Source organism: Kitasatospora sp. NBC_01300 (genome assembly GCF_041435235.1).
Taxonomy (GTDB): Bacteria; Actinomycetota; Actinomycetes; order Streptomycetales; family Streptomycetaceae; genus Kitasatospora.
In genome coordinates this window covers 3,914,898-3,933,254 of the sequence record NZ_CP108408.1, presented here as the reverse complement: position 1 = coordinate 3,933,254, position 18,357 = coordinate 3,914,898, and the positions used below count along the sequence as shown (strand labels likewise).

Here is an 18,357-nt window from a genome sequence, read left to right as displayed (position 1 = left end):
TCCGGGCACTCCCGTAGGCTGGACGGCTCACCGGCGCGCGTCCGCGACCGTTGTCCACAGGCTGGGGAAAGGAGATCGCCGTGAGCGAGCCGGCGGAGCACTCCCCCCGGCCGGGCGACCCGGCGCCGACCGGCGCCGACCTCGCCCGCTCCGCGCTGCGGGCGGCCCGGGCCCAGGCGCGGCAGCGCGGCGAGCAGGTCCGGGAGAAGCGCGAGGCGAAGCGGCACGGCCTGCGCAGCGGAGCCCGGTCGGACGGCCGCGACCCGGTCCCGCTGGGGGCGGCGCTGAACCGGCTGCTGACCGAACGGGGCTGGGAGTCCTCGGCCGCGGTCGGCGGGGTGATGGGCCGTTGGCCCCAGATCGTCGGCCCGGACATCGCCGCGCACTGCCACCCCTCCTCCTACGACGACACCGCCGCGGTGCTCACCGTGCAGTGCGACTCCACCGCGTGGGCCACCCAACTGCGTTGGCTGGCAAGACAGTTGGTAGCCCGTCTGAACCACGAGCTGGGCCACGGCACGGTCCGCACCATCAAGGTGCTCGGCCCGGCGGCGCCCGCCCGCGGCTACGGCCGGCTGCGCGCCCCGGGGAGCAAGGGACCGGGCGACACCTGGGGCTGACCGGGTTGCCGGCCCGTCGCCGGGGGCGCGGAGCGGACCGCGATCTTCCGGAATCCCTGACAGCCCTTCCAGGCGCTCTGGGCCCCCGGGGCGAGTATCGGGACATGTCCAGAGGGGATTCAGGGCGGCATATCTGCCTTCAAGGGCTGCCAAACGCCCATCTCTGTCAGTCGTACCGGTAGACTGAGAGCCAAACACTGTTGCTAGTGGCAACCGAGTCGAAACGCCGTGGTCGCACGCCCGCCCACACGGGGCGGGAATGCGGCCCGTGCTGTGCCAGAGAGGGCGCTTCGTGGCCGATTCCGGCAACCCCAGCCAGATCCCAGACCAGACCGACCAGGCTTCCTACACCGGTAGCAACATCCAGGTGCTGGAAGGCCTCGACGCCGTCCGCAAGCGCCCCGGCATGTACATCGGCTCCACCGGCGAGCGCGGCCTGCACCACCTGGTGCAGGAAGTGGTGGACAACTCCGTCGACGAGGCGATGGCGGGGTACGCCGACACCATCGACGTCACGATCATGGCCGACGGCGCCATCCGCTGCGTCGACAACGGCCGCGGCATCCCGGTGGACATCGTCCCCGGCCAGGAGAAGCCGGCCGTCGAGGTCGTGCTCACCGTCCTGCACGCCGGCGGCAAGTTCGGCGGCGGCGGCTACGCCGTCTCCGGCGGTCTGCACGGTGTCGGCGTCTCGGTCGTGAACGCGCTGTCCACCCGCCTGTCGGTGGAGATCCACCGCGACGGCTCGCGCTTCACCCAGGACTACAAGGCCGGTGCGCCGACCGCTCCGCTGGCCACGCACGAGGGCTCCGAGCAGACCGGCACGACCGTCACCTTCTGGGCCGACCCGGAGATCTTCGAGACCACGGTCTACTCCTTCGAGACGCTGTCCCGGCGCTTCCAGGAGATGGCCTTCCTCAACAAGGGCCTCTCCATCTCGCTCACCGACGAGCGCCCCGAGCACGTGGACGAGGAGGGCAAGCCGCTCACCGTCACGTACAAGTACGACGGCGGCATCGCCGACTTCGTCGCCCACCTCAACTCCCGCAAGGGCGAGGTGATCCACCCCTCGGTGATCGACTTCGAGGCGGAGGACAAGGACAGGGCGATCTCGGTGGAGATCGCGATGCAGTGGAACTCCTCCTACACCGAGGGGGTCTACAGCTTCGCCAACACCATCCACACGCACGGCGGCGGCACCCACGAGGAGGGCTTCCGCGCGGCGCTGACCGGCCTGGTCAACCGCTACGCGCGGGACAAGAAGCTGCTCCGGGAGAAGGACGACAACCTCTCCGGCGAGGACATCCGCGAGGGTCTGACCGCGATCATCTCGGTCAAGCTCGGCGAGCCGCAGTTCGAGGGCCAGACCAAGGACAAGCTCGGCAACACCGAGGCGAAGACCTTCGTCCAGAAGGTCGTCCACGAGCACCTCAACGACTGGTTGGACCGCAACCCCAACGAGGCCTCGGACATCATCCGCAAGTCCATCCAGGCCGCCACCGCGCGCGTCGCCGCCCGCAAGGCCCGCGACCTCACCCGCCGCAAGGGCCTGCTGGAGTCCGCCTCGCTGCCGGGCAAGCTCTCCGACTGCCAGTCCAAGGACCCGGCCGAGTGCGAGATCTTCATCGTCGAGGGTGACTCCGCCGGCGGCTCGGCCAAGCAGGGCCGCGACCCGCGCACCCAGGCCATCCTGCCGATCCGCGGCAAGATCCTGAACGTCGAGAAGGCCCGGATCGACAAGGTGCTGCAGAACACCGAGGTCCAGGCGCTGATCTCGGCCTTCGGCTGCGGCATCCAGGAGGACTACGACGAGTCCAAGCTCCGCTATCACAAGATCGTCCTGATGGCGGACGCCGACGTCGACGGTCAGCACATCCGCACCCTGCTGCTCACCCTGCTGTTCCGCTTCATGCGGCCGCTGGTCGAGTCCGGGTACGTCTACCTCGCCATGCCGCCGCTGTACAAGATCAAGTGGGGCAAGGACGACTTCGAGTACGCCTACTCCGACCGCGAGCGCGACGCGCTGATCGCGGCCGGGGTCGAGGCCGGGCGCCGGCTCCCCAAGGACGACGCGATCCAGCGCTTCAAGGGTCTCGGCGAGATGAACGCCGAGGAGCTCCGGGTCACCACCATGGACGCCGAGCACCGGCTGCTCCTCCAGGTCACCCTGGAGGACGCCGCCCGCGCCGACGAGCTGTTCTCCGTGCTGATGGGCGAGGACGTCGAGGCACGCCGCTCCTTCATCCAGCGCAACGCCAAGGACGTCCGCTTCCTGGACGTGTGACGCCGCCCGACCGGCAGCGAAGCACGTACCAGTCCGCGTGAAAGGAAACTGACCACCAGTGGTCGACGACAACCGTCCCGAAGGCGAACAGCCCGAGACCTCCACAGCCGCCGAGGCCACCGCCCAGGTGACCATGCGGATCGAGCCGGTCGAGCTCGAGACCGAGATGCAGCGCTCGTACCTCGACTACGCGATGAGCGTGATCGTCAGCCGGGCGCTCCCCGAGGTCCGCGACGGGCTCAAGCCGGTGCACCGGCGCGTGCTCTACGCGATGTACGACGGCGGGTACCGCCCCGAGAAGGGCTACTACAAGTGCGCCCGCGTCGTCGGCGACGTCATGGGCAACTACCACCCGCACGGCGACACCTCCATCTACGACACCGTCGTCCGCCTGGCCCAGCCGTGGTCGCTGAGGATGCCGCTGGTGGACGGCAACGGCAACTTCGGCTCCCCGGGCAACGACCCGGCCGCGGCCATGCGCTACACCGAGTGCAAGATGATGCCGCTCGCCATGGAGATGATGCGCGACATCGACGAGGGCACCGTCGACTTCGCGGCCAACTACGACGGCCGCTCGCAGGAGCCGACCGTCCTGCCGGCGCGCATCCCCAACCTGCTGGTCAACGGTGCCACCGGCATCGCGGTCGGCATGGCCACCAACATCCCGCCGCACAACCTGCGCGAGGTCGCCTCCGGCGCGCTCTGGGCGCTGGAGCACCCGGACGCCTCCAACGAGGAGCTGCTCGAAGCCCTGATCGAGCGGATCAAGGGCCCCGACTTCCCCACCGGCGCGCTGATCGTCGGCCACCGCGGGATCGACGACGCCTACCGCACCGGCCGCGGCTCGATCACCATGCGCGCCGTGGTCGAGGTCGAGGAGATCCAGGGCCGCCAGTGCCTGGTGATCACCGAGCTGCCGTACCAGGTCAACCCGGACAACCTCGCGCTGAAGATCGCCGACCTGGTCAAGGACGGCAGGGTCGCCGGCATCGCCGACGTCCGCGACGAGTCCTCCTCCCGCACCGGCACCCGCCTGGTGGTCGTGCTCAAGCGCGACGCCGTCGCCAAGGTCGTGCTGAACAACCTCTACAAGCACACCGAGCTGCAGACCAACTTCGGCGCCAACATGCTGGCCCTGGTCGACGGCGTGCCGCGCACGCTGTCGCTGGACGCCTTCATCCGGCACTGGGTCAACCACCAGGTCGAGGTCATCGTCCGGCGCACCACCTTCCGGCTGCGCAAGGCCGAGGAGCGCGCCCACATCCTGCGCGCCCTGCTGCGCGCCCTGGACATGATCGACGAGGTCATCGCGCTGATCCGGGCCTCGGCGAGCGCCGACGCGGCCCGCACCGGCCTGATGGGGCTGCTCTCCATCGACGAGCTCCAGGCCAACGCCATCCTGGAGATGCAGCTGCGCCGCCTGGCCGCCCTGGAGCGCCAGCGGATCATGGACGAGCACGACGAGCTGCAGCGCAAGATCGACGAGTACAACGCGATCCTGGCCTCGCCGACCCGCCAGCGGGAGATCATCTCCGAGGAGCTCACCGCGATCGTCGAGAAGTACGGCGACGAGCGGCGCTCCACCCTCATCCCGTCCGACGGCGACCTCTCGATCGAGGACCTCATCGCCGAGGAGGACATCGTCGTCACGATCACCCGTGGCGGCTACGTCAAGCGGACCCGCTCCGACCTCTACCGCTCGCAGAAGCGCGGCGGCAAGGGCGTGCGCGGAGCGCAGCTCAAGCAGGACGACATCGTCGACCACTTCTTCGTGACGACGACGCACAACTGGATCCTGTTCTTCACCAACAAGGGCCGGGTCTACCGCGCCAAGGGCTACGAGCTCCCGGACGCCGGGCGCGACGCCCGCGGCCAGCACGTGGCCAACCTGCTGGCCTTCCAGCCGGAGGAGCACATCGCCCAGGTGATGGCCGTGCGCACCTACGAGGACAAGCCCTACCTGGTCCTCGCCACCCGGGCCGGCCTGGTGAAGAAGTCCGCGCTGAAGGACTACGACTCCCCGCGCTCCGGCGGCCTGATCGCGATCAACCTGCGCCAGGACGAGGAGGGCCAGGACGACGAGCTGATCGGCGCCGAGCTGGTCTCCGCCGAGGACGACCTGCTGCTGGTCTCCAAGAAGGCCCAGTCGATCCGCTTCACCGCGACCGACGACGCGCTGCGGCCCACCGGCCGCGCCACCTCCGGCGTCAAGGGCATGGCCTTCCGCGAGGACGACGAAATGCTCTCGATGAACGTCGTCCGCCCGGGAACGTACGTGTTCACCGCCACCGACGGCGGGTACGCCAAGCGCACGGCCGTGGACGAGTACCGTGTCCAGGGGCGTGGCGGCTACGGGACCAAGGCGGCGAAGATCGTCGAGGGCCGGGGCTCGCTGGTCGGCGCGCTCGTGGTCGACGACACCGACGAGATCATGGCGATCACCCTGTCGGGTGGGGTGATCCGCACAAGGGTTTCCGAAGTTCGTGAAACCGGACGTGACACCATGGGCGTCCAACTGATCAACCTCGGTAAGCGCGACGCGGTCGTGGGCATGGCCCGCAACGCGGAAGCCGAGGACGAGGAGACGGTGGAGGACGAGGTCGCGGACACCGCTTCCACCGAAACGGCTGAGGGTGCGGAGACGACGGCCGGCGGCGACGCCGAGGTCTGAACCGAACCACGGGCCGGTGCCGTCGCGTCCTGATAGAGGGGCGTGGCGGCACCGGCCGCCCACCAGTTCCGGGCAATCCCGCCGGGCGCTGGATGACGAGTGACGAAGCAGGGCGGTGCCGCCGTCCTGGTGGGAAGTGCGGGAGGACCAGGTGAGTGGAGCCACGGGTGCTGCGGGAGGACCCTCCGGCGGCCGTCCGGGCGCGCAGGGCGGGGGTGGGTACGGCGCGCCGCAGCCGCCGGCCGAGCACTCGGCCGCGTCCACCTCGCTGATGCCACCGGTCGGCGGAGCGGGACAGGGCGGCGCGACCTACGGCGGACAGACGCCCCCGCCGCCGGGGGCCCCGGCGCCGGGCGCGAGCGGGTTCTCGCAGCCGACCACCTATGCCAAGGGGCAGCCGACCCCGGCCCGGGGGACCCGGACCAGCGGCAACACCCCGCCCGGCGGCACGCCCGTCCCGGGCGCGGCGCGCCGACCGGCCCCGGCCGCCCCCGCGGCGGCCGCCGGTGTCGGCCTCGGCCGGACCCGCAAGGCCCGGCTGCGGGTGACCAAGGTCGACCCGTGGTCGGTGATGAAGGTCAGCTTCCTGCTGTCGCTGGCCGTCGGGATCATCATCATCGTGGCCGCGGCGGTGCTGTGGATGACGCTGGACTCGCTCGGCGTCTTCGACTCGCTGACCAAGACCCTCAAGGACGTCACCGGCTCGGACAGCGCCGGCGGCCTCAACCTGATGGACTACGTGGGCTTCGGCAAGGTGATGACCTTCACCTCGCTGATCGCCGTGGTCGACGTCGTCCTGCTGACGGCGCTGTCCACGCTCTCGGCGTTCATCTACAACGCGGCGGCCGGCTTCACCGGCGGCGTCGAGCTGACCCTGGCCGAGGAGGACTGACCCCGGTCGGATCCTGACCCCTGGTCAGTTCGCCGTCCACGGACGGAATGGACGGGCCCCGCAGGCTGTTGCAGCCTGCGGGGCCCGTCGGCATTTCGGGTGACAGCCGGCCGCCCGCGGCGTGCCGCCCGGGAGCGGGCCGGCCGCGGTGGGATTAGCTGGGTGGCGCCCGGTCCACGCCTGGGAGTGCCGCAGGCCGCCCCCGGTCCGCCCGACCGGGTCAGGAGACGTTCCGCAGGACGGCTGGACGGAGGCGCGCGGTGGCGAAGCTCGCAGGTCAACTGGTCGAGGCCCTGGACGGGCTGTTGGGGGTTCCGGTACCGCTGCGGGTCCAGGCCTGGGACGGCAGCGTCGCCGGGCCGCCGGGAGCCCCCACGGTCGTCCTGCGCAACCGCCGAGCCCTGCGCCGGCTGCTGTGGCAGCCGGGCGAGCTGGGCCTGGCCCGGGCCTACGTCGCGGGGGACTTGGAGCTCGCCCCCGGCATCGACCTCTACGAGGTGCTCTCGGCCGTCGCCCGGTTCGTCGAGCGGCCGGAGATCCGCCGCCTCGACCTCGGCCCGCGGGACGTGCTCGGCGCCGGCGGGCGCCGCGTCCTCGCGGCCGCGCTGCGGGCCGGGGCGCTCGGCCCCGAGCCCACGCCGCCCCGGGAGGAGGTCCGCAAGGCCCGCGGGCGGCTGCACAGCCGCAGCCGGGACCGCGCGGCCATCAGTCACCACTACGACGTCGGAAACGACTTCTACGGGCTCGTCCTGGGCTCCTCGATGGTCTACTCGTGCGCCTACTGGGCCCCGGAGGCCAAGAGCCTGGAGGCCGCCCAGGAGGCCAAGCTCGACCTGATCTGCCGCAAGCTCGGCCTCCGGCCCGGGATGCGGCTGCTGGACGTCGGCTGCGGCTGGGGCTCGCTGCTGCTGCACGCGGCCGAGCACTACGGCGTCACCGCGGTCGGCGTCTCCATCTCGCGGGAGCAGGTCGCGCTGGCCCGCCGGCGGGTCGAGGAGGCCGGCCTGGCCGGGCGGGTGGAGGTCCGGCTCCAGGACTACCGGGAGATCGCCGACGGCCCGTTCGACGCGATCTCCAGCGTCGGGATGGCCGAGCACGTCGGCTCCGAGCAGTACCGGGTCTACGCCGAGGGCCTGCACCGGCTGCTGGTGCCCGGCGGCCGGCTGCTCAACCACCAGATCGCCCGCCGCCCCGACCGCCCCGGTGAGCCGCACCGCACCAGCCCCTTCATCGACCGCTACGTCTTCCCCGATGGCGAGCTCTCCCCCGTCGGTTCCACCGTGGCCCGGCTGGAGGAGGCCGGCTTCGAGGTCCGGGACGTCGAGTCGCTGCGCGAGCACTACGGACTGACCCTGCGCGAATGGGTGGCCAACCTGGAGGCGCACTGGAGCGAGGCGGTCCGGCTGGTCGGCCGCGGCCGGGCCCGGGTCTGGCGGCTGTACATGGCCGCCAGCGCGCTCGCCTTCGAGGAGAACCGGATCGGGATCAACCAGATCCTCGCCGTCCGCAGCACCGAGGAGGGCGCGGCCGGCCTCCCGGCGACCCGCGAGGAATGGCTGCTGCGCCCGGCCGCCGGAGCGCCGCCGCTGGTCGGCGGGGTGCCCGCCGGGAACCCCGCCGGCCCGGATTTGGGAGATCGGCCATCGGTCCGCTAATCTTTCAGTGCGGCAAGGGCCTATAGCTCAGACGGTTAGAGCGCTTCCCTGATAAGGAAGAGGCCACAGGTTCAAGTCCTGTTAGGCCCACCACCGCGAAGGGCCCGGAGTGATTCACTCCGGGCCCTTCGGCGTTTCCCCCTCCGTTGCGGGAACCGCGCGTCCCGCCGGGCTGTTCTCCGGGGAGGGAACGGGGAGGGAACGTGTGGAGGGATGGTGACGACATGGCGGTCTTCTGGGCGATGAGCATCCCCGGACTGGTCTGCGCCCTGGTGGTGCTCGCGGTGGTCGACCAGCTCGCGTTACGGGCGCGGCGGTCACGCTGGGTGCCGTGGCGGGGGACCGGCCGGGAGGGGCAGATCTCGGCCACCGGCTTCGAGCAGTTGCACGCGCAGTTCGCCGCAGGCAAGCAGCACGAGCTGGACGAACGCGGCACGACCCTGATGCTGCGCGACGAGGAGGGCGAGGGGGCGCCGCCCCGGACGAAGGTCGACCTGGCGGGCGGGAAGGCCGTGGTGGTGACGCCGTCGAACCGCTCGTCGAACCGCCCGTCCGACCGCTCGTCGGGGCACCCGTCCAGCGCCCCGCCGGGCACGCCGTAGGGCCCGGCCTGGGAGGGCCGGACGTACGGCAGGAGGTGCGGCGTCAATCCTCCGCCCGGACCGCCGGGTTGGCCGCAGCGGTGGCTGGTCACGATTGGGACACTGGTGTGTATCATCGGCCGCAAGGGCAGTCTGGCACCCGGCAGCCCGCTCGCGATCGAAACACATCTGGACTCGTCGGCCCGGTCAGTCCGGCCGGAGCACCGGCTCTTGAGTCCGCCAACGCAAGAAGGACGAGGTCCCGCGGTGAAGAAGCTTCTCCTGGTCGCCCTGGTCGCCCTCGGCGGCTTCTTTGTCTACCGTCAGGTCCAGGCGGACCGCGCCGAGCAGGACCTGTGGACCGAGGCCACCGACCCGGTTCCGGCCGGTCGCTGAGCCCGGACGATCCGACGATCAACGATCTTCGGAGGCGCTTCACCGCGCCTCCAGGGCCGGCCGGCCCGGTCATCCGACCGGATCGGCCGGATCCCAGGCACCGCCCGGACGCCGCCTCGGCGGCAGGTCCGGTCGGCCCGGGGGGAGGGCGCCGGGAACGGCGCCGGAACCCGGTACGCTAGTGCCCGTCGGCACCTGCGGTGCCGTCGAGGGGCATTAGCTCAGTTGGTAGAGCGCTGCCTTTGCAAGGCAGATGTCAGGAGTTCGAGTCTCCTATGCTCCACAGCTCATCGCAGTCGTGACGCCGATCGGCCGCTGACCTGAATCCCGGTCAGTGGCCGATCGGCGTTTCCGCGTCCTCAGGGCGTGTCCGACACGCCCTGAGGGCCGGGCGACGGGTCAGTGCGGTCCGCGCGGGTCGTGCGGCTTGGGGTGGTCGCCGTTGCCGTCGTTGCCGTCGTTGTCGGGCCGGACGGGCGGTGGAGTGGGCTCGCCGGCCGTGTCCCCGGCCCGGGGTCCGGCGGGAGCGGCCGGGCCGCTCTGCGGGGCCCCGGCGGCGTTGACCGGCCCGGGGGTCGTCGCGCCGGCGGCGTGCGCACCGGCGGGTTGGTCGGCCCGGTCGGTCGGGGGCTCGACCAGCCACTCCGGGTTGCTGTGCCGGCGCCACCACTGCCAGGCCACGATCCCGCCGCCGATCGCCAGCGCACCGGCCACGGCGAGGCCGGTGGCCAGGCCGTTGCACCGCTTCCGCCGGGCGTTGCGGGCGGCGAGGTGGCTGATCTCGGCCGAGGTGACGTTGCCGTGCAGCGCGGTCAGCGCGGCGGCGCCCCGGGTCTGGGCCTCCTGGGCGACCGGGGTGACGGCGGCGCGGGCCTCCTCGACGGCCTGGACGACCCTGGGGCCGACCGTGGAGCGGGCCTGGTCGGCAGCGCGGGCTGCGGAGAGCCGGGCCGCCAGAGCGGCCTCCTGGGCGCGGTGGAAGGCCTTCAGGGCGTTCTGCTGGGCTTCGGGCGGCAGACTGGCGAAGGCGTGACCGAACTGCGGGGCGATGTGCCGGTCGTACTGGACGCGGAGGCTCTGGGCGGCCTGGGCGGCTTTCGGCCCGAAGGTGTCCAGGGCCGGGCCGAGGCGCTGCTTGGCGCCGTCCGCGAGGTGCGCGGCGGTGTCCCGGGTCTTGGTGGCCGTCTCACGAGCCGAGTCCGAAAAGGTCACGAGTCTCTCCTCCTGGGTGGCGTCCTTTATGCACATATCCACCTGAATGCTGATCATGCATGCTGATTTGTCCACCGGCATGTCGGAGTGGGCCGTACGCGGGGTGCGGAAGGAGCCGGGGAGCGGGCCCGATATCGGATCCGCCGCAGTAGGCTGGCGATTTCGGGGTCCCGTACGGGAGGGGAAGAACCTCATGCTGACCGGCTGCTACCGGCACCCGCAGACGGCCACCGGCGTCTCCTGCACCCGCTGCGAGCGGGCGATCTGCCCGCAGTGCATGGTGGCCGCCTCGGTGGGCTTCCAGTGCCCGGAGTGCGTCGGCGGCGGGCACGCCGGGACGCGGCGGGCGACCACCCGGTTCGGCGGGGCGATCGCCCAGGACGGCGGGCTGGTCACCAGGGTGCTGATCGGCATCAACGTGGTGGTCTTCGTGCTGGCCGCCTACGTGCTCACACCGCGGCTGGGCCAGGTCTGGGAGCTGTACAGCGCCGGGCGGGCCTTTCTGGGCGGTCCGGACGGCGTCGCCGACGGGCCCGCCCAGTGGTACCGGCTGCTGACCTCGGTGTTCCTGCACCTGCAGTGGTGGCACGTCGGGATGAACATGGTGGTCCTGTACTTTCTGGGCCCCGCGCTGGAGGCGGCGCTCGGCCGGCTGCGCTTCCTGGCCCTCTACCTGCTCTCCGGTCTGGGGGGCAGCACTTTTTCCTTCCTGATCGACGGCAACTTGCTCGTGTCGATGGGGGCCTCGGGCGCGATCTTCGGGCTGATCGGCGCCACGGTGGTGATGCAGCTGCGGAACCGGGGCCCGCTCGGCCCGGTGATGGCGTTCCTGGTCTTCAACCTGGTCGTCACCTTCTCGCGGACGGACATCGACTGGCGGGCGCACATCGGCGGCCTGGTGGTGGGCGCGTTGACGGCGGCCGGTCTGATGTACGCCCCGCGCGAGCGCCGGGGCCTGGTCCAGGGGCTGGCGCTGACGGGGTCGTTGGCCGTGGTGGCGGCGATGCTGATGATCGGGATGGCCCGCTACGGCGCGTGACGCTGCGGGTGTTTGTCCACAGCGGGTGCGGGGTTGTGCACAGGCTGTTCGCCGCCCAGGGTGTGGACTGCTGTTCTACGCGTGTCCTGCTGTGCGGTTTTCCCATTCCCGGGAAGTTGTGCACAGCTGTGGAAAGCCTGCGGTCGAAAGGTTATCCACAGGCTGGAGAGACTTTTCCCCAGTGTGGATAACCATGTGGATAAGCAGGACAGTCTGATGATGGGGATAACCGACCGGTTTCCCGCCCGTGTCCGGGCACGCCTGACCGCCGCCCGGCACCAGTGGTCCGAAGCGGCGGAGGTGGCTCGACCGGAGCCTCAGGAGGAGCGGAAGGTCACTTCCACTGGGTGGAGACGCCGAACCCCGCGGCGATGAACCCGAAACCGACCAGGATGTTCCAGTTCCGCCAGCTCTCGACCGGGTAGCTGCCGCTGGTCACGTAATAGGTGACGATCCAGACCAGGCCGATCAGGAACAGTGCCAGCATCAGCGGTGCGACCCAACTGCGGCCCGAACTGATCTTCACCGCGGCCGTGGTCGGCGGGGTGTAGTCGGACTTCTTGCGGAGTCGAGACTTCGGCACGAGGAGCTCTCCTGTCGATGCGCTGTGAGACCGCGCAGAGGTGCAGCGGGGGTCGGTCGGCCGGTGACGGGCGGTGCGGAACGCACGGGACCGTTCCCGCACGCGCCACCGGCGTCCGTTAGCGTAGTGGCTCGGTGGGTCTTAAGGAGATAAGGGTACGGTGCCTAATTTGTCGATTCCCCCTCGGCCGACCACTACCCGCCGCTCCGGCACCCGAATTGTCGGGCGTGCCCTGACCTGTGCGGTCTTCGCGCTCGCCGGACTGCTGTTCTACATCAGCGCGCAGACCGCCCGCGGCACCGACCTGCGGACGGACAACTCGCTGCTGAGCCTCGGCGACGTGATACGCCAGCGCAGCGCGCAGAACCAGCAGGCCCAGGCCCAGCTGGCCGACCTCCAGGCCCGCGCGCAGGAGCTCACCGGGCAGCAGGGCGGCAACCCCGCCGACGCCGCCCGGCTGGACGACCTGCGGCTCGGCGCGGCCCTGGAGCCGCTGCAGGGCGGCGGCCTGACCGTCACCCTCAACGACGCCCCGCCGAACGCCACCGCCCGCATCCCGGGCGTCCCCGAGCCCGGCGTCAACGACCTGGTCATCCACCAGCAGGACATCCAGGCCGTGGTCAACGCGCTGTGGCGGGGCGGCGCCGAGGGCGTGCAGGTGATGGACCAGCGGCTGATCTCCACCAGCGCCGTCCGCTGCGTCGGCAACACCCTGCTCCTGCAGGGCCGGGTCTACTCGCCGCCGTACGTGGTCCGGGCGGTCGGCCGCACCGATGCGCTGAAGGCCGCCGTGGACGGGGACCCGACGATCCGCAACTACCTCCAGTACGTCCAGGCGTACGGGCTCGGCTGGAAGGTCCAGGAGAGCGGTGACCTGACCCTCCCGGGATACTCCGGCACCACCGAGCTGCGGTCGGCGGGCGGGCAGCAGTAGCGGACCGGCCCCGCGGTCGTTGATCCCGGGTCTACTCTTGACCCCAGTCCGCTACGTCGAGGGAGCACCATGTACGGCTGGATCTGGCGTCACCTCCCGGGAAACACCCTGGTCCGCGCCGTCATCTCGCTGCTCCTCGTCGTGGGGATCGTCTATCTCCTCTTCACCTACGTCTTCCCGTGGGCGGAACCGTTGCTCCCCTTCGGTGACGTCACAGTGGACGGCGGCGAAGGCGCCGCGGCCGGCTGAACCGGCGGCCCTGCTCCTCCACCCTGCCGACCCCGCCCCGCATCCCACGGAGACCACGCGAGAATGACCACCCAGCCGACCGCGCCCCGCATCCTGGTCGTGGACAACTACGACAGCTTCGTCTTCAACCTGGTCCAGTACCTGTACCAGCTCGGTGCCACCTGCGAGGTGGTGCGCAACGACGAGGTGACCGTCGAGCACGCCGTCCGCCGCTCCGGGGGCGAGGACGACCAGGGCTTCGACGGGGTGCTGCTCTCCCCCGGGCCCGGCGCGCCGGAGGAGGCCGGGGTCTGCATCGGGATGGTGCACCACTGCGCGGGGATCGGCCTGCCGGTGTTCGGAGTCTGCCTGGGCCTGCAGTCGATCGCGGTCGCGTACGGCGCGGTGGTCGACCGGGCACCGGAACTGCTGCACGGCAAGACCTCGCCGGTCGAGCACGAGGACGGCGGGGTGTTCGAGGGACTGCCCTCGCCGCTGACCGCCACCCGGTACCACTCGCTGGCGGTCGAGCCGGCCACCGTGCCGGACGAGCTGGTGGTCACCGCGCGCACCGACAGCGGCGTGATCATGGGCCTGCGGCACCGCGAACTGCCCGTCGAGGGCGTGCAGTTCCACCCCGAGTCGGTGCTCACCGAGGGCGGGCACCGGATGCTCGCCAACTGGCTGGCGGAGTGCGGCTACCCAGAGGCCGTGGACCGGTCGGCCGGGCTCGCCCCGGTGATCGGCCGGGGCTGAGCGGCGTGACCGCGCTGCGTCCGGAGGGGCGTTACCAGCCGGAGGCGGGCCCGGGCGACGGACAGCCGTACGGCGGCGCGCAGTACGGCGGCCCGTACGGGGACGGCCGGTACGGCGACGGGCAGCACCACGGTGACGCGGCGGCGTACCCGCAGCCGTACCCGGCGCAGCCCGGACAGGGCGCCGCCGAGGACGCCTGGGGCGTGTACGAGCAGGCCGAGCAGCCCGCCGTGTCCGGCCCCGAGTACCCCTGGCTGCCCGACCAGACGCTCCAGCTGCGCCTGCCCCTCGACATCGGCGGGCCGGCCGCGGAGCCGGCCCCGCCCACCGGCGGCCGGGCCGAGCGCCGCAGGGCCGCCCAGGGCCGGACCTCCGTGCGCGCGGGCGTCGGCCGGCGCCGGGCGAGCGGCCGGGGCGCCGGGGCGAAGGCGCGGCCCAAGGAGTCCGCGGTCGTGGTGGCCGCGCGGCTCGTCGGGGAGCTGTGCATCACGCTCGGCGTGGTGATGCTGCTCTTCGTCTCGTACCAGCTCTGGTGGACCAACGTGCAGGCCGACGCGGCCGCCGACGGCGCCCGCAACCGGCTGGAGCAGCAGTTCGACGCCGCCCTGGCGCCGCCGACGCCCGGGCAGCCGGCTCCGGACCCGGCCAAGCCGGAGTCGTTCGAGCCCGGCAAGGGCTTCGCCATCATCTACCTGCCCAAGCTGGGGCTGAAGTTCCCGATCGCCGAGGGCACCTCCAAGCCGGCGGTGCTCGACAAGGGCCTGGTCGGCCACTACACGGGCACCGGGATGCCGGCCGACAAGGCGGGCAACTTCGCGCTGGCCGCGCACCGCAACACCCACGGCGAGCCGTTCCGGTACATCAACCAGCTCGGCAAGGGCGACAAGATCGTGGTGGAGACCGCCACCTCGTACTACACCTACGAGGTCACCAGCAGCATCCCGGAGACCTCCCCCAACAACGTGAGCGTGATCAAGCCCGTCCCCAACGGCGCCGGTTACGCGGGCGCCGGCCGGTACATCACGCTGACCACCTGCACCCCGGAGTTCACCTCCAAGTTCCGCCTCATCGTCTTTGGCAAGATGACCGAGGAACGGCCGCGCAGCCAAGGCAAGCCGGCCGCGATCACGGGCGGGTGACCGCCCGGGCACCCGGCACGAAGGGGGAGCACCGGAGATGACGGACGAGACCGCGCAGTCGGCCGAGCCGCGGGAGGAGGCCTTCCCGCCGCCCGAGGACGGCCCCGCGCCCGCCCGGCGCGGCCGCAGTCGGGCGCTGGCCGCGCTCGGCGTCTTCGGCGAGCTGCTGATCACCCTGGGACTGGTGCTCGGCCTGTTCGTGGCCTACTCGCTGTGGTGGACCAACGTCGAGGCGGACCGCTCGGCGGCCGCGGCCTCCGACCGGCTGCGCGACACCTGGGCCGCGAGCCCGTCCGGCACCCCCTCGGCCGCCCCCGGCGGGACGTCCGCCCCCGCCGCGCCGTTCGCGGCCGGGGACGCGGTCGGCTTCCTGCACGTCCCGGCGATGGGCCGGGACTACCAGGTGCTGATTCGGATGGGCACCGACAGCGACACCCTGGCCGAGGGCGTGGCGGGCGTGTACGAGCAGCCCTACCGCGCCGCGATGCCCTGGGACCAGGCCGGCAACTTCGCGCTGGCCGCCCACCGGGACGGCCACGGTGCCAAGTTCCACGACCTGGACGCGGTGCACAAGGGCGCCGCGGTCGTCGTCGAGACCAAGGACAAGTGGTACGTCTACCGGATCGACAGCACCCTGCCGGAGACGTCCAAGTACGACACCGGCATCGTCGCGCCCGTCCCGGTCGGCTCCGGCTACACCGGCCCCGGCCGGTACATCACGCTGACCACCTGCACGCCGGTGTACACCTCGCGCTACCGGATGGCGGTCTGGGGGAGCCTGGTGCGGGTGGACGACGTGGACGCCAAGCGCACCCCGCCGCCGGAGCTGCGCCGGCCCTGAGCCCGTCGGCCGCTGCCGCGGTCCGGAAGCTGGCCCGGCTGCTGCGGCCCGGCTCCGGGAACGCCCGGAACCGAGTACGCCCGAGGGCCCGTCGCAACCGCTGCGACGGGCCCTCGGGCGTACGGCCGGACAACTCCCACCAAGCCTCAGATCCAGGGGAACCAGGGCTTAGTTGTTGTTCCCCCCTTTGGTGTTGGAGGGTGAGGGGGAGAGGGGGTCACCCCCTTTGGGCGGATCGGCCGGCTTCGTGATGAGCATCACCTGGGTGTTCGGGTCCAGCTGGGTGCCGGCGGGCGGGTTGGTGCTCACGACGATGGCGTTCGGGTCCGACGGACCGGACACCACCGTGTAGAGCAGCCCGACCTTGCCCAGCTGGGAGATGGCGTCCGACAGCTTGACGTTCTGCAGCGGCGGGACCTGGGGCTTGTCCTGCATCTTGAAGATCGTCAGCGAGATCTTCGTGTTGGCCGGGGCCTTGGTGTTGGCCTGGATCGACTGCGCGGCGACGGTGTTCGCCTTGCTCTGGTCGGTGGTCTGCACCGTCTTCGAGGTGTCGACCTGGAAGCCCAGGCCCTCCAGCTGGGCCTGCGCCACCTCCTTCTGCGCGCCGGCCACGTTCGGCACGGTCACCTTCGTCTTGCCCTGCGAGACGGTCAGCTTGACCGGGGCGGTCGGGTCGCCGGGGGTGCCCGCCACCGGGTCCTGGGCGGTGACGTTCTCCTGCGGAGCGGTGTCGTCGTCCTTGTACTCGGTGGTGACGTTGGTGAAGCCGGCGTCACCGAGCGCCTTGGTCGCCTGGTCCTTGGTCTTGCCGACCACGTTCGGCAGGGGGGCCTTGGCCGGGCCGGAGGACACCTGCACGGTGATGGTGCTGTTCTCCGCGACCTGGCCGCCGACGGCCGGGTTCTGGGTGCAGACCTGGTCCTTCTTGATGTTGGCGTCCGGGCAGGCGAGCTTGTCGCCCTCGGCCACCACGAGCTTGGGACCGGCCGCGGCCGCGGCCGTCTTGGCGTCCGCCAGGCTCTTGCCGACCAGGTTCGGCACGGAGACCTTCGGGGTCTCGGTGGTGCCGGCGCCGTTGCCGTTGAACATGGCCTGGGCCACGAAGAAGGTGCCGACCAGGACCAGCACGGCGGCGACCGCCAGCACGATCCAGGAGGTGTTGCTCTTCTTCGGCGGCTGCTCGCCGCGCCGGCCGCCGTCCCGGCCGTAGCCGTCGTCGTGGCCGCCGCCCGCCGGGCCGTCGGCGTAGGCCTGGCCGTAGCCGTCGTCCTGGTAGCCGCCCTGCGGGCCGTAGCCGCCCTGCGGGCCGTAGCCGGGCTGCGCGCCGGCCTGCGGCAGCATGGTGGTCGGCCCGCCGCCGGGCTGCTGCGGCAGCACGTTGGTCTGGCCGTACGGGTCGTGCTGCTGCGGGTAGCCGTTCTGGTCGTAGCCGTACCCGGCGCCCATGCCGTACGCGGCGGCCTGCTGGGCGGCGGCCACCGGCAGGCCGTCGAGGAAGCGCTCGATGTCGTCGCGCATCTCGTCGGCGCTCTGGTAGCGGTAGTCGCGCTCCTTGGCGAGCGCCTTCAGCACGATCGCGTCGATCTCGGGGCGGACCTCGGGATCGAAGACGGACGGCGGCTGCGCCTCCTCCCGGACGTGCTGGTAGGCCACCGCGACCGGGGAGTCGCCGACGAACGGCGGGCGGACGGTCAGCAGTTCGTAGAGCAGGCAGCCGGTGGAGTAGAGGTCGGAGCGGGCGTCGACCTGCTCGCCCTTGGCCTGCTCGGGGGAGAGGTACTGGGCGGTGCCGATGACGGCCGAGGTCTGGGTCATGGTCATCCCGGCGTCGCCCATCGCGCGGGCGATGCCGAAGTCCATGACCTTGACGTTGCCCTGCCGGGTCAGCATCACGTTGGCCGGCTTGATGTCGCGGTGCACGATGCCGGCGCGGTGCGAGTACTCCAGCGCCTGCAGGATGCCGATGGTCATCTCCAGCGCGCGCTCGGGCAGCAGCCGTCGGCCGGAGTGCAGCAGCTCGCGCAGGGTGGACCCCTCGACGTACTCCATCACGATGTACGGGATGGAGATGTTGTCGATGTAGTCCTCGCCGGTGTCGTACACGGCGACGATCGCGGGGTGGTTCAGGGACGCCGCGGACTGCGCCTCGCGGCGGAAGCGGGCCTGGAACGACGGATCCCGGGCCATGTCGGCCCGGAGCGTCTTCACGGCGACGGAACGGCCGAGCCGGGTGTCATGGGCGAGGTACACCTCGGCCATGCCGCCGCGTCCGAGGACGCCGCCGAGCTCGTACCTGCCGCCTAGGCGACGAGGCTCTTCCATAGTTCCGACCCTCTCCCTCACCTGCCGGCGAGGTTGTGACGTAGGTGTCCCCGCACGCTCTGGGTGACGCCGAGCGGGTCTCGACCGGTTCTCCGGCCGGGCCGTGCGCCGTCTCGCGGGCGGCAACGGGCACACCCGCTGCTGGCGGATACGCTACCGGTCGCACCGCATCGGACCGGAGTCGGCCGTCGGCCGATATCA

16 protein-coding genes and 2 tRNA genes are annotated in these 18,357 nt (G+C 71.6%); 15 read left to right on the top strand and 3 right to left on the bottom strand.

What is annotated here, in order from left to right; all coding sequences use genetic code 11:
* Window positions 1-80 precede the first annotated feature (80 nt).
* The 9 genes from OG556_RS17545 to OG556_RS17505 all read left to right on the top strand — a co-directional run bounded on the left by OG556_RS17545 (window position 81) and on the right by OG556_RS17505 (window position 9,382).
* Entirely contained in the window at window positions 81-620 is a 540-nt protein-coding gene (locus tag OG556_RS17545) for a DciA family protein (protein WP_363579880.1), read from the top strand.
* 268 nt (window positions 621-888) lie between these two features.
* Window positions 889-2,904, top strand: coding sequence for a DNA topoisomerase (ATP-hydrolyzing) subunit B (gyrB, locus tag OG556_RS17540; protein WP_363579881.1), 2,016 nt, complete (start codon window positions 889-891; stop codon window positions 2,902-2,904).
* A gap of 133 nt (window positions 2,905-3,037) precedes the next feature.
* On the top strand, window positions 3,038-5,575 hold the full coding sequence (gene gyrA / locus OG556_RS17535; protein WP_363619519.1) for a DNA gyrase subunit A: 2,538 nt from the start codon (window positions 3,038-3,040) through the stop codon (window positions 5,573-5,575).
* 151 nt (window positions 5,576-5,726) lie between these two features.
* Window positions 5,727-6,467 carry a DUF3566 domain-containing protein gene (locus OG556_RS17530; RefSeq protein WP_371517865.1) on the top strand — a complete coding sequence of 247 codons (741 nt, stop codon included), beginning with the start codon at window positions 5,727-5,729 and terminating at the stop codon, window positions 6,465-6,467.
* Between the two features lie 260 nt (window positions 6,468-6,727).
* A complete protein-coding gene (locus OG556_RS17525) occupies window positions 6,728-8,122 on the top strand; it encodes a class I SAM-dependent methyltransferase (protein WP_371517864.1) in 1,395 nt (464 codons plus the stop codon).
* Window positions 8,123-8,138: 16 nt separating this feature from the next.
* A tRNA-Ile gene (locus OG556_RS17520) sits at window positions 8,139-8,215 on the top strand.
* Window positions 8,216-8,346: 131 nt separating this feature from the next.
* Window positions 8,347-8,724, top strand: coding sequence for a DUF6191 domain-containing protein (locus OG556_RS17515; protein WP_371517863.1), 378 nt, complete (start codon window positions 8,347-8,349; stop codon window positions 8,722-8,724).
* Window positions 8,725-8,970: 246 nt separating this feature from the next.
* A complete protein-coding gene (locus tag OG556_RS17510; RefSeq protein ID WP_014137031.1) occupies window positions 8,971-9,099 on the top strand; it encodes a DLW-39 family protein in 129 nt (42 codons plus the stop codon).
* Window positions 9,100-9,309: 210 nt separating this feature from the next.
* Window positions 9,310-9,382, top strand: a tRNA-Ala gene (locus OG556_RS17505).
* Window positions 9,383-9,498: 116 nt separating this feature from the next.
* On the opposite strand, the gene OG556_RS17500 is transcribed toward OG556_RS17505, so the two are convergent.
* Entirely contained in the window at window positions 9,499-10,311 is an 813-nt protein-coding gene (locus OG556_RS17500; protein WP_371517862.1) for a DUF5324 family protein, read from the bottom strand.
* A gap of 193 nt (window positions 10,312-10,504) precedes the next feature.
* On the opposite strand from OG556_RS17500, the gene OG556_RS17495 reads away from it, so the two are divergent.
* Window positions 10,505-11,350, top strand: coding sequence for a rhomboid family intramembrane serine protease (locus tag OG556_RS17495; protein ID WP_371517861.1), 846 nt, complete (start codon window positions 10,505-10,507; stop codon window positions 11,348-11,350).
* 334 nt (window positions 11,351-11,684) lie between these two features.
* Here OG556_RS17495 and crgA read toward each other — a convergent pair whose 3' ends face one another.
* On the bottom strand, window positions 11,685-11,933 hold the full coding sequence (gene crgA, locus OG556_RS17490; protein ID WP_350876761.1) for a cell division protein CrgA: 249 nt from the start codon (window positions 11,931-11,933) through the stop codon (window positions 11,685-11,687).
* A 175-nt stretch (window positions 11,934-12,108) separates the two neighbouring features.
* On the opposite strand from crgA, the gene OG556_RS17485 reads away from it, so the two are divergent.
* The 5 genes from OG556_RS17485 to OG556_RS17465 all read left to right on the top strand — a co-directional run bounded on the left by OG556_RS17485 (window position 12,109) and on the right by OG556_RS17465 (window position 15,831).
* Window positions 12,109-12,867 (top strand): DUF881 domain-containing protein, encoded by a 759-nt coding sequence (locus OG556_RS17485; protein WP_371522737.1) that lies wholly within the window; start codon window positions 12,109-12,111, stop codon window positions 12,865-12,867.
* Window positions 12,868-12,936: 69 nt separating this feature from the next.
* Window positions 12,937-13,116 (top strand): hypothetical protein, encoded by a 180-nt coding sequence (locus OG556_RS17480; protein WP_350876763.1) that lies wholly within the window; start codon window positions 12,937-12,939, stop codon window positions 13,114-13,116.
* Between the two features lie 63 nt (window positions 13,117-13,179).
* Window positions 13,180-13,851, top strand: a complete 672-nt coding sequence (locus OG556_RS17475) for an aminodeoxychorismate/anthranilate synthase component II (RefSeq protein ID WP_371517859.1) — start codon at window positions 13,180-13,182, stop codon at window positions 13,849-13,851.
* A 5-nt stretch (window positions 13,852-13,856) separates the two neighbouring features.
* Window positions 13,857-14,990 carry a class E sortase gene (locus tag OG556_RS17470; protein WP_371517858.1) on the top strand — a complete coding sequence of 378 codons (1,134 nt, stop codon included), beginning with the start codon at window positions 13,857-13,859 and terminating at the stop codon, window positions 14,988-14,990.
* 37 nt (window positions 14,991-15,027) lie between these two features.
* Window positions 15,028-15,831 carry a class E sortase gene (locus OG556_RS17465; protein WP_371517857.1) on the top strand — a complete coding sequence of 268 codons (804 nt, stop codon included), beginning with the start codon at window positions 15,028-15,030 and terminating at the stop codon, window positions 15,829-15,831.
* Window positions 15,832-15,999: 168 nt separating this feature from the next.
* Here the strand turns inward: OG556_RS17465 and pknB are convergent, their stop codons facing one another.
* Window positions 16,000-18,156, bottom strand: coding sequence for a Stk1 family PASTA domain-containing Ser/Thr kinase (pknB, locus tag OG556_RS17460; RefSeq protein ID WP_371517856.1), 2,157 nt, complete (start codon window positions 18,154-18,156; stop codon window positions 16,000-16,002).
* Window positions 18,157-18,357: the final 201 nt, after the last annotated feature.